This window comes from Acinetobacter sp. YH12235 (assembly GCF_013417705.1).
In the GTDB taxonomy this organism is placed as follows: domain Bacteria; phylum Pseudomonadota; class Gammaproteobacteria; order Pseudomonadales; family Moraxellaceae; genus Acinetobacter.
The window spans coordinates 16,421-38,340 of the sequence record NZ_VPDL01000005.1; the positions used below are offsets into that span (position 1 = coordinate 16,421).

Here is a 21,920-nt window from a genome sequence, read left to right on the forward strand (position 1 = left end):
GTAAGAATTAATGTCTCAAGATAAAAATATTGTATTTGCTTACTGGGTTCCAAATGTCAGCGGCGGTCTGGTGGTCAGCGACATCGAACAGCGTACTGACTGGAGCTATGACTACAATGTCCGTCTGGCGCAAACTGCTGAGAAAGCAGGTTTTGATTATGCCCTGACCCAGATCCGTTTTACTGCGGGATATAACGCTGAAAACCAGCATGAATCAGTCAGCTTCAGTCACGGCATCCTGGCAAAAACTGAACGCTTAAAAGTGATTGCCGCGATCTTGCCGGGTCCATGGAAGCCTGCGCTGGCAGCGAAACAGCTGGCCACCATTGACCATCTGACCAATGGCCGGATTGCGATTAATGTCGTAAGTGGCTGGTTCCGTGGCGAGTTTGATGCAATTGGTGAAGAATGGCCGGAACATGACGAACGTTATGCACGTTCAGAAGAATTTATTCGCAGCCTGAAAGGGGTCTGGACCCAAAACAATTTTAGTTTTGATGGTAAATACTACCAGTTCCAAGACTATACCTTGAGTCCAAAACCGGTACAAAAACCGTATATTGAAATCTTCCAGGGGGGAAGTTCCCGGGCAGCACGCGATATGGCATCTCGCGTGTCTGACTGGTACTTCACCAATGGCAATACGCCGGAAGAGCTGAAAAAACAGATCGATGATATTCGTGAAAAAGCCAAAGCGAACAATCACTCTGTGAAAATTGGTGTGAATGCGTTTGTGATTGCACGTGACACCGAAGAGGAAGCGCAAGCAGTACTGCGAGAAATCGTGGCCAAGGCCAATGTTCAGGCGGTGAAATCTTTCGGTGAGGCAACGCGTGAAGCGGGCGCAGCGAGTAAAGAAGGTGAAGGTAACTGGGCCAAATCCACATTTGAAGATCTGGTGCAATATAACGATGGCTTCCGTACCAACCTGATCGGTACACCTCAGCAGATTGCGGAACGTATCATCGAACTGAAAAAAGTTGGTGTTGATCTGGTTCTTTCAGGCTTCCTGCACTTTATTGAAGAAGTGGAATACTTCGGTGAAAAAGTCTTGCCACTCGTGCGTGAACTCGAAACGCAGCAAGCTGAACAGCAACAAGAAGAACAAGAAGCTGAGCTCGTTTAAACTATAATAATGCTCAGCATAACGATTCATTCCCTCAAGGCTCGGCTTGAGGGATTTTTTTTGTGCAACACAGTGTTCTCGGCATAGAGATAGCCGCCTGCTTCATTCTTGACTAGAATGAAGCCAAACTCGATGAGATAGAAATTTAAATTATGTATACCGGTATCGTACAAGGCTTAGAAAAAGTCGTGGATATTCACCAGGGCAATGGCTTCATTACCATTATCGTGAGCAACGAAAATCAGTTTTTTCAGGATGTCTTTATTGGCGCCAGTGTTGCGATTAACGGCGTCTGCCTCACCGTAACGACTATTGATCAGGAGCTAAACCAGATTCACTTTGATATCTCCAATGTAACCCTTGCCCTCACCACCTTAAAATCTCTTCAAGTAGGTGATGAAGTGAATGTCGAACGCTCTGCCAAAGTCGGTGCAGAAAATGGCGGGCATAATCTGTATGGACATATTGAAGGCACAGCGATCATTAAAAATCTGGAACATCGCGGTGAAACCTACCATATCGATATTCAGATCCCGGATGGCAATATCAAATACTTTTTCTTAAAAGGGTTTATTGGTCTGAACGGCTGCAGCCTGACCATCAATCGCGTCGATCGCGCCAATAGTGAAATCTCGATTGATCTGATTCCCGAAACTTTGCGTCTGACCACCTGGAAAAATGCCAAAGTAGGTGATGAAGTCAATTATGAAATTGACCAGACCACGCGTACCTTGGTGGATACCTTAGAAAATATTCACCAGCGTTAAATGAAAGAGCCGCTTATACCATAGGCGGTTTTTTAACTGATCATTCTGCCCATATCTACGTTTCTATACAGAATTTTCAGGTGGAATGAATAAAATAATCTGATTCCGATTCAGAACGTTATTCCCATGCAGTTGATCTGGTTCCGCCAAGACCTCCGTATACATGACCATGCCGCACTCTGGCATGCTACTCAGCAAGGACCTTGCATTGCGCTAGCAGTCCTCTCTCCCGAACAATGGCAACTGCATCAGGATGCCCGGATCAAAACTGATTTTTATCTGCGTCGGCTCAAATATTTAAAACAGCAGCTACAGCAACTGAATATCCCGCTGATCATATTGAATATTCCTTTATGGAAAGATTTGGCGCCAGAAATATTGAATCTATGTCAAACCCTGAATATTGAAAACCTGCATGCCAATATCGAAGTTGGTGTCAACGAGCTGAAACGTGATGCTCAGGTACAGCAATTGCTGGAACAGCAGCAAATCAGGGTCGAGCTCTATCATGACCGCACCCTGTTTCCCCTTGGCAGTATCCGGAACCAGTCCAATCAACCCTATCAAGTCTATAGTGCCTTTAAGAAAAAGTGCTATGAGCGGCTAATTCTGGATGTACCCGCCTGCTATCCTGAAATTGAAGCTCAAGATCCAATCCAATTACCTACTGGTTTCATCAATGTTGATCTGGAAAAATTCTCGGCAGATTATGTAGTAGAGCATGCTGCCCAACTTTGGCCTGCGGACGATCAAACTGCCTTGGACCTGCTTGATGATTTTATCGAGGACAAAATGGCTCATTATAAAACCGACCGTGATCTGCCTGCAGTTGATGGCACCAGCCGTCTTTCCCCTTATCTGAATATCGGTGTTATTTCAGTTCGCCAATGTATGCAAGCTCTTTTTCAGGATGGCTATTTCCAGATTGAGGATGTGGGTCAGCAGACCTGGTTAGATGAACTCTTGTGGCGGGAATTCTATCTACAGACCCTGTTTGATTTTCCACGTGTCTCCAAACACCAACCATTTAAGCAAAATACCAATAAGATCCAGTGGCGCAATGCCCCCGAAGATCTAGCTGCCTGGCAGCAAGGCCAGACCGGAATTCCAATTGTCGATGCTGGCATGCGGCAAATGCTGGCAACTGGCTGGATGCATAACCGGGTCAGGATGATTACTGCGATGTTCCTGTGTAAGAACTTGCTGATCGACTGGCGACTGGGTGAAAGCTGGTTTATGCAGCACCTGATTGACGGCGATCTGGCTGCGAATAATGGTGGCTGGCAATGGTGTGCATCGACCGGCATGGATGCTGTGCCCTACTTCCGGATTTTTAATCCGGTCAGCCAGTCCCTGAAGTTTGATCCCAATGGAGACTATATCCGCGAGTGGGTGCCTGAACTGGCGCATCTGGATGCCAAATCCATTCATGAACCTTATGCCAAAAATCCTGATCTGGAACTGGATTATCCAAAACCGATTGTCGATTTAAAAGCCTCTCGTGTACGAGCCATAGAAGCCTTTAAGCAGATTTAGAAGAAACTATCACTTCATCTAATATGAAAAGCCTCCAGTATCAGAGGCTTTTTATTTTCATATCAAGAATAAAAACTTGGATCAGGCACTTTCCCGGTCAGTATCCATTCCCCAACTTCCTGATATTTATAATCTACCGGATCATGCAAGGTCTGGGTGCGAACATTACGCCAGAAACGGTCCAGATTCAGTTTGGCTGTGGTCGCACGCGCGCCCATCACCTGAAAAATATTCTGGGTGATATAGAGAGATGTATTGGTGGCCGCGATTTTGGCTGTAGCAATCGCCACTGAAACTTCACCACGCTGCTCGGCAGTGAGATCATTGCCCAGATCCCAAGCAGCTTGTAAGGTTTGAATCGCTTTATCAGCCAGCAAACGCACGCTTTCCAGCTGCACATAAAAATCGGCAAAATGCTTCTGGGTAAAAGGGTCATTCACAGCCTCTTCTACCAGTGATTTAGACCAGGCTTTCTGAGTCTGTACGGTTTGTTTGGCCACTTCAAACGCACCTTCTGCTACACCAAGGAACATGTGTACAAAGATCAGCTGGGCAATCAATGGACGTAAGCTTGAATACGGTGTACTCAGTGGACCGGGATTTAACAGTAATTCATCTTCATGAATTTTGACCTGCTCAAAATGGCTGGTGCCGCTATCGGTCTGGCGTTGACCCATATTATTCCAGTCACCGAGAAAACTTACACCCTTACGTGCTGTTGGAATTACCCCGATCAGTAATTTTCCAGCGTCGTTATATCCTGAGCACAGTAAAATATCGGAATCAATGGAGCCAGAACAGAAACTTTTATTTCCATCAAAAATATATTCTTTTTCAGCAACTTTTGTTGCGGTAGTACGACGGTCCAGTGGATTTAAGGTATTGCCCCAGAACAGGTTTTCCCGAGCGGTCTGTTCAAACCATGGGCCATATTGTTCTGGTTGGGAAAATAATTGAACCGTTGCAATCAGCAAATGATGAAACCCATAAACATGTGCTAATGAACTATCAACTCGGGCAATAATTTGAATGGTTTTAAAAATTGTCTGCCAGTCTGCTTCCTGACCGCCGTACTGTTTCGGAATAGACAGGCCCAGTAAACCGCTCTGGCGAATCAGATCACGTTCGGCTTTAGGATTACCGCCCTGCTTGTCACGAACTGCGGCCGTTTGGGCAAAAGTTTCTGCCAGTTGCTGGGCAATTTGCAGTGGAGATTGATCTAGATATTGTTGTCGTACATTCATTCTTTTGACCTAAGTTCAGCATGGTTTTAGCTTAGCAGATTGCAGCTTGGCACTATATTCGAAAGCATGCAGAGCTTATTCCTGAGACAAAAATACCGGCAAATAATGCCGGTATTTGAACGTCCCAAACTTATGCTTGATTGCGCTGCACTTCAGCAATCAATTGATCTACCACCTGTGGCTCCGCCAATGTTGAAGTATCACCCAGACTATCCAGTTCATTGGCAGCAATCTTTCTTAAGATCCGGCGCATAATTTTTCCTGAACGCGTTTTAGGTAAAGCAGGTGCCCAATGCAAGGCGTCTGGCGTTGCCACTGGCCCTAAAATTTTACGCACCCAAGCTACCAGTTCACCGCGCAACTGTTCAGTACTTTCAGTCCCTGCCTGCAAGGTAACAAAGGCACAAATCCCCTGTCCTTTGATGTCATGCGGCATACCGACAACAGCAGCTTCGGCAACTGCTTCATGGGCCACCAGTGCACTTTCAATCTCTGCCGTACCCAGACGATGACCGGAAACATTGAGTACGTCATCGACACGACCAGTAATCCAGTAATAGCCATCTTCATCACGACGTGCACCATCACCGGTAAAATAGGTACCTGGATAGGTCGAGAAATAGGCGTCAATAAAGCGGTCTGGGTCACCCCAGATGGTGCGCATCTGACCTGGCCAAGAATCCTTAATTACTAGATTCCCTTCTGCCACCCCTTCAATTTCCTTGCCTTCTGCATCGACAATGGCGGGTTGCACACCAAAGAATGGCCGGGTTGCAGAACCCGGTTTCAGGTCGGTCGCACCTGGTAAAGGCGTAATCATGAAGCCACCAGTTTCGGTTTGCCACCAGGTATCAATCACCGGGCAGCGGCTTTCACCGACTACCGAGTAATACCAGTTCCAGGCTTCCGGGTTAATCGGCTCACCGACCGAACCTAAAATTCTCAGACTGCTACGATCACTTTCCCGTACATAGGCATCCCCCTCACGCATCATGGCACGAATGGCTGTCGGTGCAGTATAGAGAATGGTCACATTGTGCTTGTCGACGATATGTCCGGTACGTGCCCAGCTCGGATATTGCGGCACTCCCTCGAACATGACCGTAGTCGTACCATTAGAGAGCGGACCATACAGTACATAGGAATGCCCGGTAATCCAGCCGACATCGGCAGTACACCAGAACACATCATCCTGTTTGATGTCAAAAACTTCTCGGAAAGTACAGTTCACATAAGTCAGATAGCCGCCTGTGGTATGCAGTACGCCCTTAGGTTTTCCGGTTGAACCCGAGGTATACAGGATAAACAGCGGATCTTCCGCATTCATCGGCTCAGGCGGACAGATCTCATTGACGGTCATAATTTCCATGTGATACCAGAGATCACGCCCCTGTTGCATTTCCACCGGATTGCCAGTGCGATGTACAACGATGACATGTTCAACCGATTCGGTACCGGCGACTTTCAGGGCTTCATCCACATTGGCTTTCAGTGGAATAGCTTTGCCACCACGCATGCCCGAATCTGCGGTAATCACCATTTTGGCCTGACTGTCTTCAATCCGGCTGGCCAGAGAATCAGGTGAGAAACCACCAAACACCACACAATGCACTGCACCAATCCGGGCACAGGCCAGCATGGCAATTGCGGCTTCCGAGACCATTGGCATATACAGCACCACCCGGTCGCCTTTTTTAATCCCGTTCTTTTTCAGTACATTGGCAAAACGGCAGGTTTCATCATAAAGCTCATGAAAAGAAATAATCTTGTGACGGGATGGATGATCCCCTTCCCAGATAATCGCCGGTTTATAAGGATGTTCCTTAAGATGGCGATCCAGACAGTTGGCACTGACATTGAGCTGGCCATCTGCAAACCATTCAATTTTAAAATTGTCTTTATCAAAACTGGTATTTTTAACCTGGGTAAAAGGTTTGATCCAATCCAAGCGTTGTGCCTGTTCAGCCCAGAACTGATCCGGTTGTTCAATGGATTGCTGATAACGCTCAAAATACTCTGTATCAGTGGTACGTGCGGTTTTCTTAAATTCTACTGGTACTGGATAGATTTCTTTCATTGTTCGCTTCCTTGATCTTGTTCTATCTCATCACGAGAGCTTGATGGCATTTTGTTGATTGTTTTTTATGCATAATGGCAGTATGTACTGCATATTTCAAATCCGACAATCATGCTTTCGTCGTAGATTATTTATTCAAATTCAATCAGAATAACTTCGGATAATGCTCAGCTATGGCCAAAGTCAGCTAGATATTGCTATCGTCAAATAAAATGAGTCTCCCACTCTCGCTGTATTTTATACAGGCTTAGGATCTTGCCCATGAATTCAACTGAACCTTCCTATTTCCCTCCTCCTTTTCCTGCAGCAGATCATCCCTTATCGATCAGGGGCCGATTTGGACGTTTGAGTTTTATTGCCTGGTCTGCATTTTTACAGTTTATTTTCTTATGCAGCAGTATTGCGCTAGGTTTAAGTATTGATATTGTGAATATTGCCAGCCTATCGGTAGATTCAAACTGGCAAATTTCTCTGCATGGCCTGTCCAGTCTGATTGCCTTGGCGATCATGCTGGTCTACCTGTATTTGGGTATTGTGATTACAGTACGACGTTTACATGATCTGGACCGTAGTGGCTGGTGGATGCTGCTATTCTTCGTGCCTTTGATCAATCTGTTTGTCTGGATTTATATCGTACTTTTTCCAGGAACAAGAGGCAGCAATCAGTATGGCCCAATACGTACAAGCCCCGTCTGGGAAAAGATTGTAGCTTGGCTGGTAATCATTTTTACCGTATTGAGCCTGTTGGCGACGACTGCATTATTCTCTTATATGAGTGAAGGTGAACCTTCAAGAATCCCAAGTGAAGTGAAACAAAAAACGACTGAGTTCTTTTAAACCAATTGTGTCTGTTTTGCATAAATATATTGTGTATAAACTTCGCTGTTGTTAATTTTTTGCTGTAGTTGAGGCAAAATAAGCGAAATTTAAATTGTGGAGTTTTTGTGGCTGAGCAAGAGAATACTTTAAGCCAGGTAACTGAAGGGACGACTGAGCTCCTGCATCAGGCGACTGAAAAAACTGCCCAAACTGTGATCGAACATACCTCCAAGTACAATGATGCCTATAGCACCATTGACAAGATCATGGAGGGTTTCTGGGAGCGTGTGCCTTATTTCTGTATTGCGCTAACAGTCATTGTCATTTTCTGGTTACTGTCAAAACTGTTTAAGTTTTTTGTCCGTAAGACTTTAGAAAACCGTACTTATACCCGACAGAATCTGGTGCTGGTGCTGAACCGTGTCGGTAGTACCGTGATTGTTTTCTTCGGTGTTTTAATCGGGCTGGTGATTGCGATTCCAGGTTTCACCCCAGGTCAGCTGATGAGTGCGCTTGGGATTGGTTCGGTGGCGATCGGTTTCGCATTTAAGGATATTTTCCAGAACCTGCTCTCAGGTGTACTAATTTTGCTGGGTGAACCTTTCAAGATTGGCGATGACATTATCGTGAATGGTCTGGAGGGTACCGTAGAAGATATCCAGATTCGTGCAACCTTTTTACGCTCGCCAGATGGTCGTCGTATCGTAATTCCAAATGCTACGGTCTATACCAGTGCAGTCACAGTGAATACTGCTTATACCCGTCGCCGCTGTGAATTTTCGGTCGGGATCGGTTATGAAGATGATATCCAGAAAGCCAAGGATATTATTACTGCAATTCTGGATAAAGATCCGACCATCCTGAGTCAACCTGCATTTAGCGTCAATGTGATTGCACTGGCAGACTTCTCGATTACCCTCAAAGCCTTATGGTGGGTCAATACCACTGAAACAGGCATAGGCACCTCAATCAGTGCCGTTCAGGAACGGGTGATTCAAGCCTTTGCTGAACATAACATTTCGATTCCATATCCGGTGCAGGAAGTGAAAGTCTATCGTGGCGATGGCCATGAAGATGCTTCAGCTCGCGCTAAACAGTCGACCTAAAACATACGAAATCGCCGTTTCAGTACGGAGAATACGGTTGCCAAGGCTCACTGCCTGGCAGCCGTTTTTTATGAGTAAATCGACCTCATAAGGAATAAAACCACCTTCCGGACCTATGACAATCGTGCAAGGATGCTGAAGTGCATATGGCATCGGCTGTTCGGCATAAGGATGTGCAACAAAGGCTGGACAGTCTGCTGTAATGAGTCCCGGCAAGATATCTTCGACAAAAGGTTTAAAGCGTTTATATAGCTCAATTTTCGGAGCAAGCGTATCTCCTGCCTGTTCTAGCCCGAGATCGATATAATGATTCAGCTGCTGCAAAAATGGGGTCTGCCAATAGCTTTTATCCACCCGATAGCTATGCAATAAAATGATCTTTTCTACCCCCATGGTCACAGCATCCATGATCAGACGGCGCAAAACTTTAGGACGTGGTAAGGCTACAATCAAGGTAACAGGCAGCTTTGCAGGAACTGATTCTTCTTGAATGGGTTTCAATAAAACTGCTTTTTCAGAAATTTCGACAACTTCAGTTAGATACCGTTTCCCTTCCCGAATCCCAACTTTTAATGTGTCACCAACCTGAATCTCAAGATGCTGTTGCAAATGCTCCAGTTGTCGCTTTGAGCTAATCGGCCATAGTTCAGATTCAGTTTGGCGGGGATCAAGCAGGACGATATTCATAAAAAATTAACTCAACAAATCCATCACTGGATACGCGGAAACTTCATCCACAATTGTCCGAGGCAGGGCTCTTTTTGCCTGATATAGGTTCTGCGATATCTTTGCAAAAAGATGGTATATGACGATTTTTGTGGATGACAAATGGTTTTGTTACTTTTGCCGAAACAAAAGTAAAAGAAAGAAGAGCGCTAGCATTAAATCTATAAAGATAAGGCTTAGTTTTAACCTTATACAATCAATCCATGAAAATCAGCTTCTTCACAAATCAGAATATAATCAAAGATATTGATCAATCACCTGAATATGCCTTTCAAGTGAACCCTGATTCTGCTGCATAATCTTTTGTGCAGCAGTATTCAAACTTTCAGCTTTAGTTGAATTATTCAGAATTTCTAGCAAAGTCTCAGCAGACTGTTTAGCATCCTGCACTACTTCTACCGCATGCGCCTGAACAAACTCATCGACAATCGTCTGAAAGTTAAAATAGTTTTTACCCAGAATCGTTGGGACATTCAGCGCAATCGGTTCCAGAATGTTATGCCCACCACCTGGTTCATTCAGGGAACCGCCGACATAACAGGCTTGGCTCAAGGCATACCAGAGCCACATCTCGCCCATGGAATCCGCCAGATAAACCTGAGTATCTTCTTCGATACGTTGCCCCAGACTACGACGTTGGGTTCTTAAACCTAAGGACTGTGCAGCTTGGAACACCTCATCAAAACGTTCCGGATGGCGTGGCACCACGATACAAACCAATGCTGGAGTTGCATCTAACGCAGCTTTAAGCTCAGCCATCAATTGCTGCTCTTCAGGCGCATGCGTACTGGCGAGAGTAATGATCTTCCGGCCTTGCAAAGACCATTCCTGTTTCAATTGGGCAGCATGATCAATAAATTGCTGCGGTGCCGTAATATCAAACTTGATATTGCCCAAGACCTGAGTTTTTTCTAAAGCTATACCTAGATCAATATAACGCTGCTGGGTTGCGGTATCCTGAGCCAAAAGGCCGGTTAAATTCTTAAGCATGCCACGGGTTAGGCCTTTGACTTTGCCATAGCCCTTGGCGGATTTTTCAGAAAGACGGGCATTCAGTAACAGACATGGCACATTAAAAGCAGGTGCTTGATCAATCAGATTTGGCCAGAGCTCGGTTTCCATCAACAGTAATAACTTAGGCTGATATTTTTGATAAAAATCACGAATCAGTTTTTTTTGGTCAGCTGGCAAATATACAGCCTGGAATAAGTCTAAATAAGGTTCTTTCAAGAAGAGAGATTTGGCACGTGCCTGCCCGGTCTTGGTGGTATTGGTCACTAGAACCGGATGCCCAAGTTTTAAGTAATGTTCAATTAAAGGTTGAGCGGCATTGGTTTCCCCTACGGATACCACATGAAACCAAATCGCCTGCAGGTTTTTAGGAGATTGGAAAGGACCAAAACGTTCCAGCAATTCTTGTTCTAATTGTTCCGGACTGGTCGCACGTTTACGTATACGGGATTGATAAAGCGGTTTCGCTAGCGCCAAGGCTGCGTTATACCAGAATGGAGTAGCCACATTGCGCCCCAAAACAGATTCAATCGGCAAAATATAACAGAGCCACATCGACATGTTAATCGATGTGGCTCTTATTTCGAATTATTCTATGGTACTTAATACCTTAACTTCTGCCAAAGTTGGATAATCAATATAACCTTCAGCCACCTGACTGCCGATCATATTTTCCATTTTCAGCTCATTCAGCGGTGCATTCTGAAGCAGACGCTCGTATAGATCAGGATTCGCAATGTAGGCTTTACCAAATGCGACTGCATCTGCCTTTTCAGCTGCCAGTAGCTCAATCGCATCTTCACGACTCAGTTGCATATTAGCAATATAAGGTACTCCACCAGAACGCTCTTTCATATATTCAGAAATACTGTCTTCAGCCAGATATTCACGGGTAAAGAAGAAGGCAATCTTGCGCTTGCCTAGCTGCTCCATGGCATAGCCAAATGTTTCACGTGGATCATTATCACCCATGTCATGGTCATCACCACGCGGAGCAAAATGCACCCCTACACGATCTGCACCCCATACTTCAATCAGTGCATCAGTTGCTTCTAGCAGGAACCGTGTACGGTTTTCGACTGAACCGCCGTATTCATCCTCACGCTGATTGGTTTTGCTTTGCAGGAACTGGTCAATCAGATAACCATTGGCAGCATGTAATTCAACACCGTCAAAACCGGCTTCTTTAGCACGAATCGCGGCTTGCTTGTACTGCTCGGTAATCGCGTGAATTTCAGAAACTTCCAAAGGACGTGGCGTAACGTATGGACGCTTCGGGCGTAACAAGCTGACATGACCCGCCTGTTGTACTGCACTTGCAGAGACTGGTATTTCACCATTTAACAGATCCGGATGCGATACACGACCAACATGCCAAAGCTGGGCAACAATCAGACCGCCCTTCTCATGAACCGCTTGAGTGACCTTTTTCCAGCCTTCGACCTGAGCATCGGTAAACAATCCTGGAGTATTTAAATAACCGTTGGCTTCTTCGGAAATCACTGTAGCTTCAGAAATGATCAGACCAGCACTTGCACGTTGCGCATAGTACTCAACCATCATGGAGGTTGGAACACGATCAGCAGTTGCACGGCTACGGGTCAGCGGCGCCATGATGACACGGTTTTTAAGCTCTAACGCACCGAGCGTTAAAGGAGAATTTAATTCAGCCATCGTTACTCCCACCTGTTAAAGGTGTTGTTGTAGGTGTTCGATAAATTGCTGAATCAAAGTTTCATTGCGGGAGAAATATGACCACTGTCCATGCTTGGTCGCAGTAATCAGGCCAGCCTGCTGTAATACCGACAGGTGATTGGACATGGTGGACTGTGAAACCTGGCCCAAACGTTCAATTTGACCTGCACAGACCCCACGTTGAAAGCCACCACACTCTTCCGCAGGCAGATATTGCTCCGGAGATTTTAACCACTCCAGAATTTGTCGACGGGTCGGATTGGCTAAGGCTTTAAAAATTAGATCAAGGTCCATAGGCACATCACAATCAGTGGCGCAACGAAACTTCATTCAGCATCTGCGACCATTATATCGTATTTTTTCGATTTATATATCGAATAATTTGGATATAAGAGTCACAGTCTGTTAAAGCTTTGTTACGCCAGCTTTTAAACAATTTCTTACAGGCCCTGTTTCAGGCTTGCTTCGATAAATTTGTCCAGATCACCATCCAGAACTGCGCCAGTATTAGAGTTTTCTACCCCTGTACGCAAATCCTTGATACGTGAATCATCCAGGACATAAGAACGGATCTGGCTACCCCAGCCGATATCAGACTTGGAATCTTCCAATGCCTGTGCAGCTTCATTACGTTTATTCATTTCCAGCTCATACAGCTTGGCACGTAATTGCTTCCAGGCATGGTCACGGTTAGCATGTTGTGAACGCTGGTTCTGACATGCCACCACAATACCGGTTGGAATGTGGGTTAAACGCACCGCAGAGTCAGTTTTGTTAATGTGCTGACCACCCGCACCTGAGGCACGGTAAGTATCAGTACGGACATCTGAAGGATTGATTTCAATTTCGATATTGTCATCGACTTCGGGTGAGACAAACACGGCAGAGAATGACGTATGACGACGGTTGCCCGAGTCAAAGGGTGATTTACGCACTAAACGATGTACACCAGATTCGGTACGTAACCAGCCATAGGCATACTCACCTTCGACACGAATCGTCGCAGATTTAATCCCGGCGACATCACCGTCAGACTCTTCCATCAATTCAGCTTTAAAACCATGACGTTCGATCCAGCGCATATACATACGTAACAGCATAGATGCCCAGTCCTGTGCTTCAGTACCGCCTGAACCTGCCTGAATCTCCACATAGCAAGGGTTTGGATCCATCGGGTTGCTGAACATACGACGGAATTCAAGCTTCGCCAGTTCTTCTTCAGCCGCATTCAGTTCAGCTTGCACATCTTCCAGCATGGCCTCTTCATCTGCTTCAACCGCAAGGTCAAGCATTGCCTGGGCATCTTCAAGCTGGGTGGTTAAGCCGTCCAGTACATTGAGTACATTCTCAAGCTCGCCTTTTTCTTTGGCCATGGCCTGAGCACGACTCTGGTCATTCCAGATCGCTGGGTCTTCTAATTCACGCAGGACTTCTTCTAAACGCTCTTTTTTCAGATCGTAGTCAAAGATACCCCCGTAGTGTTTGACCACGTTCGTTTAAGTCTTTTAATTGGTTTAGATACGGATTAATTTCCACGTGAATTACTCTCAATCAAAATTAGGTATAAATTCTTAGGTCAATATTATATCACAGTCTATTTCGCCAATTTATAGCGATAAATCCATCTTTAAAGCTAAGCAAGAAAATGTCACTCGCACATTTTTTAATTACAAAATTTGTCAGCCCGATAAAATAGCTAAATATTATTTTTAATACTTTCTCATTCTATTCTTAAATATATTTCGCTGTATTTTTATACTCAGTTTTTGATTCATTTTAAAACCCTAAAACCCCTACAAAATAAGATAAAAAATAGCATTTTCAATACATTCCACAATATCTACACACTTTTAATAAAACAAAACATTTCATTTTTAGTTTTTAAATTCAATTAGTTATTAAATGAAAATTACATAATATTACCTTACTCACAATGTAGTAACTTTCCTTTGATTGACGATTATTGGAATTGGTCTAGACTTAAAGTTGTAACAAAAAGTGTATTAATTTTAGCCATATTTTCAGAGGGGAGTATCCGCATGAAAAAACTAGCAATCGCTTCAGCATTACTTTCAGCCGTAGCTCTTACAGGTACAGCAGCTCATGCTTATCAAGCGGAAGTGGGTGCATCTGCAGGATTAGTTGATCCTGACAATGGTAGCTCAAGCGGCTCTTTTGGTGTTGATGGCACATATTACTTTAATCCAGTTGAAACACGTAATGCGCCATTGGCCGAAGCAGCTTTCCTTGATCGTGCAAGTAATGTGAAAGCTCAATATCAATATGATGATTACGACTCTTCAGAACGTCACCGTTATGGTGTAGGTGCTGAATACTTCGTACCAAACTCAGATTTTTATTTGAGTGGTAGCGTAGGTCGTGATGATTCTAAATACGACTATGCACCTGATTTTGACGAAACCGTTTATAGTGCTGAAGTCGGTTATTTACCTGCACCAGGTCTGTTAATTGCAGCAGGTGTGAAAGGTTATGACAATGACTATGATGACGGTGTAGATCCAACTTTACGTGCTAAATATGTGACTACTTTAAGTAATGGTAAAGACATTAACCTTGAAGCTGGCGCTGCCTTTGGCGACCTGGATGAGTACAACTTAAAAGCTGACTACTTCATCGACAAAACTTTAAGTGTTGGTGCTGATTATCAAAGCAAAGACAATGGCCCATATGACTCAAATGAATTTGGTGTAAGTGCACGTAAATTCTTTAATGAACAAGTGAGCTTGGAAGGTCGTGTAGGTTTTGGTGAAATTGGTAACCAAGACTACAACAAATTTGGTCTAGCTGCGAAATACCGCTTCTAATCCAAACTAAGAAATTTCATTATAAAAAACCCATCTTCGGATGGGTTTTTTATTGCACTTTAAACAAGCATTTAGGTAGTTTTTGCACATTGACGGGGCGATTATTATCTGTACAATTTGTTACAACTGTTAATAAAACAGCCATATTTTATAACAAAGAGAGAAAATCTAAATGTTTAAGAAACTTGCTCTTGCTACAGCACTTCTTGCTAGCCTAGGAACTGCACATGCTTACCAAGCTGAACTTAATGTAGGGTATGAAAACACTGATATCGATAACCTTGGGGATCTAGATACATTTTTCATCAATGGAAAATATTATTTAAATGATGTTCAAGTTAAGAACTCTCCACTTGCAGAAGCGGCTTTCCTAAATAAAGCAAGCAATATTGGCTTAGGTTATGCAAATGCAAGCGGTGATGGCGATGAAGATATTGATGTGTTTGGTGTAAGTGGTGAGTTTTATATTCCAAATACTCAATTTTATGTAAGCGGTACTATTAACCAAGTTGATTTTGCAGGTGACGATAATACCGGTTATGCGCTTGAAGTAGGTTACCTACCAGTTACTGGCTTGTTGCTAGCAGTAGGTGCCGCAAATGAAAGCGTAGACCCGGTTCAAGTGGCAAACTATGGTTTCACCGCAAATCTTTCAAATGCACTTACTGTAGGTGATGACACTGCATTATCTTTACGTGCCAAATACGTGACTCAAATTGGCAATCATTTCACCAATTTTGAAGGTTTAACTTATATTGGTGATGAAACAACCTATCGCTTAGCTGCTGATCTTTATATCGATCCAACTCTCAGTGTAGGTCTATCTATTGCTGATTCTACTGCAGATGGTTCAGATACACTGTTCGGTATTAAAGCTCAAAAATTCTTTACGCCAACTATTGCAGCAGGTGTAAATTACCACACAACTGACGGTATTGACTCGTTTGGTATCAATGGTACTTTCCGCTTCTAATCTCTCCGATTAGAAGTCAAAAAACCGCTCAATTGAGCGGTTTTTTATTTGAATAATTTATTGTTCCAGATGAGCAATTCGCATTTGCAGGCTAACATTGCCATTAAAGACATTTTTATCCAGTTCATAGACCAGACGTACATGCTGTTTCATCGGATCAAACTTGTATTTATCGATGGCACTAAAAGCAATCGCATCCACAACCTGTCCATTCTCTAAGGCAACACGTAATTTCAGATGTACATCCTTGAGCCAGCGGTAATCCAGAATCTTAAAGATGCCTTCAAAAATCGGTTGAGGAAACTTTTGTCCCCATGGACTTAAGTTTTGCAGTAAATCGACCGTTTCAATTTGGAAAGCTGATGCCGGTAGTTCCCCATCAGTCCACAGCGTAGCGGTAAATAGGCTTTCATCCATCTCTGCAATCAGCTGTTCAAAGACCTGTTTAAATTCAGCAAAATGCTGTTTTTTAATAGTTAGTCCCGCTGCGGCCGCGTGCCCACCAAAATGGCTGACCAGATGCGGATACTGCTCTGCTATCCGTTCAATACTATCCCGGATATGAATCCCTTCAATGGAACGTGCTGAACCTTTGATATGAATCCCATCTTCATCTGCTGCGAACACAATACTTGGACGATGGAACTGTTCTTTTAAACGCCCCGCCACAATCCCGATCACACCCTGATGCCAGTGCTGTTCAAACATGATCAGCGCGGCTGGCAAAGTATTCTCATCCAGCTGGATTTTTTCCAGTTCAGTCAAAGCTTCCTGCTTGATTTTACCTTCTACCTGACGACGTTCGACATTGAGTTTATTCAGCTGTTCTGCGAGTGGATAAGCGGTTGCCAGATCCGGAGCAAGCAAACACTCGATCCCGATATCCATGGTTTCCATACGACCCGCTGCATTAATGCGTGGGCCAAGCACAAAACCCAGATCCTGCGCTTTGAGCGTAGCTGCATCACGACCAGCAATCTCTAGCAAGGCACTGATGCCAGGTCGGCAAAGATGATGTTGAATCCGTTTTAAGCCGGCATCCACCAGAATACGGTTGTTATAGTCCAGACTTGCGACATCTGCATAAGTACCTAAAGCGACCAGATCCAGATAATTGGTAATAACCGTTGAAGATTTACTCAACTTTTTACGATGAGTCGATAGATTTGCCAGAACATAAAAAGCTACCCCTACACCCGCCAAAGCCTTACTTGGAAAATCACAGCCCAGCTGATTAGGATTGACCACAGCCTCTGCTGCAGGTGTAGGCTTGGTGGTTAAGTGGTGATCGGTAATAATCACCTGCATACCATGATCTTGCGCCTGTTTCACGCCTTCATGACTGGAAATCCCGTTATCCACTGTGATTAAAAGATCCGGCGTAAAATTAGCAAAAGCCAGATCCGCAATCGCAGGTGTCAGGCCATAACCATACTTAAACCGGTCAGGAACCAGATACTCAACATGGGCACCCATATCACGCAGGGCGAGTACCATTAGTGTGGTACTGGTCGCCCCATCAGCATCATAGTCACCGACGATTACGATTTTCTGGCCAGTATCTATAGCCTGATCAATCAGCTGGATCGCTTCTGTTAAGCCTTTCATGGTCGGTGCCAGTAGATGCTTGAGTTTAAGCTCCAGCTCCTGTCCAGATTCCACACCACGGCGTGCCAAAATTTCGGCTACGAATGAAGGCACGCCCTGAAAAGATTCAGGGCGTGTCAGTAAAGGTCTTTGCTTGATTTCAAGTTTAGGCATTGTTATGGCATCAATCGTTGTAGTTTCCACGCCCCATCGATTTTTTCATAACTCAGGCGATCATGTAAACGGTTGGGACGGCCCTGCCAGAATTCATAATAATCCGGCTGCAAACGATAGCCGCCCCAGAATCCCGGCTTATCCAGTTCTTCCTGATTAGCGACCTGCTGATGCAGATCCCAGAAACGTTGCTGTAATTCTTCACGACTCGCAACCACACCGCTTTGCGGGGTACTGATATGCGCAGCGATCTGACTTTCGCGCGGACGTTTATGATAATAGTCAGTTGATTCTTCTTCCGAAATTTTAATTACCTTACCGCTAATCCGGATCTGACGTTCCTGTTCCTGCCAGTAAAACAGCAGTTCAGCATACGGGTTTTCGGCCAGATCCAGACCTTTCTGACTATCATAATTGGTATAGAAATCATAACCCGCTTCAGTCGCACCACGCAGCAACACTGTGCGCACATGCGGACGACCCTGTGCATTTGCAGTTGCCAATGACATGGCATAAGGTTCATGCAGCTGTGCAGCAAGTGCATGGTTAAACCACTGCAAAAACTGCATATGCGGATTGGGATTGACCTGATCTTCATGTAGCTCGCCTTTTTGGTAGTTCAGACGCAGTTCACTTAGATCCTTAATCAGATCGCTCATTCACTCTTCCCCCATTTAAGCGGCGTTGGCACGTACCGCATCAGCCAATGAATTTGCCAGTGTGGTTACCTCTGCAAGATCCTCGCCTTCCACCATGACACGGATCACCGGTTCAGTCCCTGATTTACGGATCAGTAAACGGCCACGGCCTTTGAGCTGCTCTTCAGCTTTGCTAAACTCTGCAGTCAAAGCAGGCACTGAGTACGGGTCAAACATGGTATTCAGACGTACATTCACCAAGACATTCGGCAATAATTTAAAGTCAGCCACTAACTCATGTAGCGCTTTCTTCTGCTCGACCATCACGGTTAAGACTTGTAGTGCAGCAATAATCGCATCGCCTGTGGTGCTCTTGTCTAAAGTCAGGATATGACCTGATGGCTCGCCACCAATCGACCAGCCTTTTTCTTCCAGACCTTGCAGTACATAACGGTCACCGACTTTGGCACGTAGCAGCTCTACCCCAGCTTTCTCGAGGGCCAGTTCCAGCGCCATATTGCTCATCAAGGTACCAACAATCCCAGCTGGCTTATTTTTTGCCTGAGTCGCAAGAATATACAGAATATGATCACCGGTAATTTGCTCACCGTTTTTATCGACCATAATCACGCGGTCAGCATCACCATCGAAGGCTATGCCTAAATCAGCACCATGCTCAACCACTGCTTTTTGCAGATTTTCCGGATGAGTTGAACCACAGTTCTCATTGATATTCAGACCGGTCGGTTCATCATAGATGGAAATAACCTTAGCACCCAGTTCACGGAAAACCGCAGGGCCAACGCTATAAGCTGCACCATTGGCACAGTCAACGACAATGGTTAAATCATTCAGGTCTAAATGGTATGGGAAAGTCGACTTACAGAATTCGATATAACGACCATTAGCATCTTTCACACGGAAACTTTTACCCAAGTTCGCGTTATCTTCAATTACTAGTTCTTTTTCCAGTTCCTGGTTGATCTCATCCTGCAAAGCATCAGGCAGTTTTTTACCTTCACTCGAGAAAAACTTAATGCCGTTATCGAAATACGGATTGTGTGATGCAGAAATGACAATACCGAGGCTGGCATGCAAAGCACGGGTCAAATGGGCAATGGCCGGGGTTGGCAAAGGTCCAAGCAGATGCACATAAACACCTGCCGCATTGAGTCCTGCCTGTAGCGCAGATTCCAGAATATAACCAGATAAACGGGTATCTTTACCCAGTACCACCAATGGTTTGCTTTTTTTGCTATTTCGTTTTAATACTTTTCCTGCCGCAAAACCTAATTTCAGGGCAAATTCAGGTGTAATCGGTAACTCACCAAATTTTCCACGAATACCATCGGTACCAAAATAACTCATGCTTTGTCTCACTTCTTAGCGGGTGATTTACATCATCCTTTTTCATTGTGCAACACTGTACACCAAAACAAAAAAGCCGTCATGAGGATGACGGCTTTTTTAGAGTAAACAATCAGCGAAAGTTAACCCATACGGTAGTTTGGCGCTTCTTTGGTGATGGTTACATCATGCACGTGAGACTCAGACATACCGGCAGATGTGATTTTCACAAACTTGGCATTTTGACGAAGATCATCAATCGTTGCAGAACCAGTATAGCCCATAGAAGAACGCAGACCGCCCATCATCTGATGCACGATATTGCCCATTGGGCCTTTGTACGGTACGCGACCTTCAATACCTTCAGGAACCAGTTTTTCAGCACCGGCTTTAGAATCCTGGAAGTAACGGTCAGCAGAACCAGTTGCACCGGCCATCGCACCCAAAGAACCCATACCACGGTAAGCCTTGTAGTAACGGCCCTGGAAGAATTCAACTTCGCCCGGTGCTTCTTCAGTACCGGCCATCAGTGAACCCACCATGATGGTACTTGCACCAGCGCCAATCGCTTTTGCCATATCTCCAGAGAAACGGATACCACCATCAGCAATCAATGGAATCTGTTCTTTCAATGCACGTGCAACAGAATCAATTGCAGAAATTTGTGGCATACCAATACCAGCCACAATACGAGTTGTACAGATTGAGCCAGGACCAATCCCCACTTTTACGGCGTCCGCACCCGCATCAAGCAAGGCAAGCGCAGCATCACCAGTGGCGATGTTACCGCCAATCACTTGAACTTGCGGGTAGTTCTGTTTGACCCAGCGTACACGCTCGATCACACCCGCAGAGTGACCATGTGCAGTGTCCACAACGATCACATCTACACCAGCATCAACCAGTGCTTCTACACGGCTTGGTGTTTCAGCGCCAGTACCAACTGCTGCACCTACACGTAGACGACCTAAATCATCTTTACAGCTATTTGGATAAAGTTCCGCTTTACGGAAATCAGTTACCGTGATCAAGCCTTTTAATTCGTTGTTTTCGCCGACAACGATCACTTTTTCAATACGGTTTTTTTGCAATAAGGCCTGAATGTTTTCTTTCGATTCGCCTTCACGCACAGTCACCAGACGGTCTTGGCCAGTCATGATATTGCTAACCGGCTGTTCCAGATTGGTTTCAAAACGTGTATCACGACCTGTCACGATACCAACCACTTTACCGTCTTTAACCACGGGTACGCCACTGATGTTATTCGCTTGAGTTACAGCGATCAGTTCACGTACTGTAGTTTCTGGGGTAACTGTGATCGGATCTTTCACCATACCGGCTTCAAATTTTTTCACACGGCGTACTTCTGCGGCCTGGGCAGCAATATCCATGTTCTTGTGCAGAATACCGATACCGCCATTTTGTGCCATCGCAATTGCCATACGTGACTCAGTCACAGTATCCATAGCTGCTGAAACAAGTGGGATATTCAGGTTAATGCCGCGAGTCAGGCGTGTCTTTAGAGAGACATCTTTTGGGAGAACAGTAGAGTAGGCAGGGAGTAATAGGACATCATCGAAGGTTAACGCGTCTTGAACGATGGTCAACATAACAGTCTCACTGGTAATTTCCGTGCGCTATTATAAACAAATTTAGCTCTAAATTTCATTGCAATTGCAAAATTTATTTTGTCTAAATCTGGACTTAGATTTAATCCGAATATCTAAACCTGTAAATTTGACTATTCAATCAACAATTTAAATATGCCAGAGTAGTCATCATATTTATTTGCTTTACAAAATCCCTTACTAATTTTTTCTCCCATAAAAAAAGCAGAGTCCATACCCTGCTTTTTAAATCTTGAGTTTGAATTTAGCTCACCCGTTCGAAATTATCATCATTTTCGGCTTCATCCGGCTCAATCTGGATGAATGGAATCATATTGTGTGCCATCCGTGCTTTATTGCACTGGGCATCAGCGATCTGCACTTCTTTACAGGATGAGCTACGTAGCTCGTACATGCCGCAACTCACCTGCTCGCCAATCTTGCCTTCTAGCGCAACACAGCGCGGATTTTTCTGATTGGTTCCCGCCATGCATGAATAGACCGAGGTGACAGGCTCAGTATAGTGCTCAGGCATGGGAATCCCCTCTGCCCAATAAAATGAAACCCTGAAATAGGCGCAACATGCGCCACAACTTAAACATGCATCTTGTGTAGGAACTTGAGACAACATTTCTTATAAATTCTCGTCATCAAAAACAGTT

At 44.7% G+C, this 21,920-nt stretch carries 19 protein-coding genes; 7 read left to right on the forward strand and 12 right to left on the reverse strand.

Translation table 11 applies throughout. The annotated features are described in order from the left end of the window. Positions 1 to 10: 10 nt before the first annotated feature. The 3 genes from sfnG (at position 11) to FTV13_RS03825 (ending at position 3,429) form a co-directional block, all read left to right on the forward strand. The gene (gene sfnG / locus FTV13_RS03815; protein WP_179991932.1) at positions 11 to 1,126 is read left to right on the forward strand and encodes a dimethylsulfone monooxygenase SfnG; all 1,116 of its coding nucleotides are present in this window, start codon (positions 11 to 13) and stop codon (positions 1,124 to 1,126) included. A 152-nt stretch (positions 1,127 to 1,278) separates the two neighbouring features. Further along, a complete protein-coding gene (locus FTV13_RS03820) occupies positions 1,279 to 1,893 on the forward strand; it encodes a riboflavin synthase subunit alpha (RefSeq protein WP_180011058.1) in 615 nt (204 codons plus the stop codon). 126 nt (positions 1,894 to 2,019) lie between these two features. After that, positions 2,020 to 3,429: a deoxyribodipyrimidine photo-lyase gene (locus tag FTV13_RS03825; RefSeq protein ID WP_180011077.1), complete on the forward strand. Its 1,410-nt coding sequence runs from the start codon at positions 2,020 to 2,022 to the stop codon at positions 3,427 to 3,429. A gap of 62 nt (positions 3,430 to 3,491) precedes the next feature. Here FTV13_RS03825 and FTV13_RS03830 read toward each other — a convergent pair whose 3' ends face one another. After that, a complete protein-coding gene (locus tag FTV13_RS03830; RefSeq protein ID WP_180011079.1) occupies positions 3,492 to 4,673 on the reverse strand; it encodes an acyl-CoA dehydrogenase family protein in 1,182 nt (393 codons plus the stop codon). A gap of 130 nt (positions 4,674 to 4,803) precedes the next feature. After that, positions 4,804 to 6,750, reverse strand: coding sequence for an acetate--CoA ligase (gene acs / locus FTV13_RS03835; protein WP_180011081.1), 1,947 nt, complete (start codon positions 6,748 to 6,750; stop codon positions 4,804 to 4,806). A 261-nt stretch (positions 6,751 to 7,011) separates the two neighbouring features. Between acs and FTV13_RS03840 the strand changes: the two genes are divergently transcribed. Together FTV13_RS03840 and FTV13_RS03845 are read left to right on the forward strand one after the other, a co-directional pair. Beyond that, positions 7,012 to 7,587 carry a DUF805 domain-containing protein gene (locus FTV13_RS03840; protein ID WP_180011083.1) on the forward strand — a complete coding sequence of 192 codons (576 nt, stop codon included), beginning with the start codon at positions 7,012 to 7,014 and terminating at the stop codon, positions 7,585 to 7,587. Positions 7,588 to 7,694: 107 nt separating this feature from the next. Then, positions 7,695 to 8,675, forward strand: a complete 981-nt coding sequence (locus FTV13_RS03845; protein WP_159123798.1) for a mechanosensitive ion channel family protein — start codon at positions 7,695 to 7,697, stop codon at positions 8,673 to 8,675. Here FTV13_RS03845 and FTV13_RS03850 read toward each other — a convergent pair. From FTV13_RS03850 to prfB, 5 genes are all read right to left on the reverse strand, one after another. Further along, on the reverse strand, positions 8,649 to 9,362 hold the full coding sequence (locus FTV13_RS03850; RefSeq protein WP_179991928.1) for a 16S rRNA (uracil(1498)-N(3))-methyltransferase: 714 nt from the start codon (positions 9,360 to 9,362) through the stop codon (positions 8,649 to 8,651). The two genes, FTV13_RS03845 and FTV13_RS03850, sit on opposite strands and share 27 nt — an antisense overlap. A 276-nt stretch (positions 9,363 to 9,638) precedes the next feature. Beyond that, complete coding sequence (locus tag FTV13_RS03855) at positions 9,639 to 10,919, reverse strand: 3-deoxy-D-manno-octulosonic acid transferase (protein ID WP_180011130.1); 1,281 nt, start codon at positions 10,917 to 10,919, stop codon at positions 9,639 to 9,641. A gap of 81 nt (positions 10,920 to 11,000) precedes the next feature. Further along, a complete protein-coding gene (locus FTV13_RS03860; RefSeq protein ID WP_180011085.1) occupies positions 11,001 to 12,086 on the reverse strand; it encodes an alkene reductase in 1,086 nt (361 codons plus the stop codon). 15 nt (positions 12,087 to 12,101) lie between these two features. Next, positions 12,102 to 12,401 carry a helix-turn-helix transcriptional regulator gene (locus FTV13_RS03865; RefSeq protein WP_180011131.1) on the reverse strand — a complete coding sequence of 100 codons (300 nt, stop codon included), beginning with the start codon at positions 12,399 to 12,401 and terminating at the stop codon, positions 12,102 to 12,104. A 146-nt stretch (positions 12,402 to 12,547) separates the two neighbouring features. Next, positions 12,548 to 13,643, reverse strand: a protein-coding gene (gene prfB / locus FTV13_RS03870; RefSeq protein ID WP_104426741.1) for a peptide chain release factor 2 whose coding sequence is annotated in 2 segments (ribosomal slippage) — positions 12,548 to 13,570 and positions 13,572 to 13,643 — 1,095 coding nt in all. Because the reading frame shifts where the segments join, the coding sequence is not laid out codon by codon here. A gap of 503 nt (positions 13,644 to 14,146) precedes the next feature. On the opposite strand from prfB, the gene FTV13_RS03875 reads away from it, so the two are divergent. Further along, positions 14,147 to 14,932: a putative porin gene (locus FTV13_RS03875; RefSeq protein ID WP_180011087.1), complete on the forward strand. Its 786-nt coding sequence runs from the start codon at positions 14,147 to 14,149 to the stop codon at positions 14,930 to 14,932. Positions 14,933 to 15,104: 172 nt separating this feature from the next. Continuing rightward, the gene (locus FTV13_RS03880) at positions 15,105 to 15,905 is read left to right on the forward strand and encodes a putative porin (protein ID WP_179991927.1); all 801 of its coding nucleotides are present in this window, start codon (positions 15,105 to 15,107) and stop codon (positions 15,903 to 15,905) included. A 57-nt stretch (positions 15,906 to 15,962) separates the two neighbouring features. Here the strand turns inward: FTV13_RS03880 and recJ are convergent, their stop codons facing one another. The 5 genes from recJ to FTV13_RS03905 all read right to left on the reverse strand — a co-directional run bounded on the left by recJ (position 15,963) and on the right by FTV13_RS03905 (position 21,889). After that, positions 15,963 to 17,666: a single-stranded-DNA-specific exonuclease RecJ gene (recJ, locus tag FTV13_RS03885; protein WP_180011089.1), complete on the reverse strand. Its 1,704-nt coding sequence runs from the start codon at positions 17,664 to 17,666 to the stop codon at positions 15,963 to 15,965. 2 nt (positions 17,667 to 17,668) lie between these two features. Further along, positions 17,669 to 18,325, reverse strand: a complete 657-nt coding sequence (pdxH, locus tag FTV13_RS03890; protein WP_180011091.1) for a pyridoxamine 5'-phosphate oxidase — start codon at positions 18,323 to 18,325, stop codon at positions 17,669 to 17,671. A 15-nt stretch (positions 18,326 to 18,340) separates the two neighbouring features. Next, entirely contained in the window at positions 18,341 to 19,672 is a 1,332-nt protein-coding gene (glmM, locus tag FTV13_RS03895) for a phosphoglucosamine mutase (protein WP_180011093.1), read from the reverse strand. Positions 19,673 to 19,794: 122 nt separating this feature from the next. After that, positions 19,795 to 21,261, reverse strand: coding sequence for an IMP dehydrogenase (gene guaB, locus FTV13_RS03900; RefSeq protein ID WP_034170242.1), 1,467 nt, complete (start codon positions 21,259 to 21,261; stop codon positions 19,795 to 19,797). 262 nt (positions 21,262 to 21,523) lie between these two features. Further along, the gene (locus FTV13_RS03905; RefSeq protein ID WP_166137458.1) at positions 21,524 to 21,889 is read right to left on the reverse strand and encodes a YkgJ family cysteine cluster protein; all 366 of its coding nucleotides are present in this window, start codon (positions 21,887 to 21,889) and stop codon (positions 21,524 to 21,526) included. Positions 21,890 to 21,920: the final 31 nt, after the last annotated feature.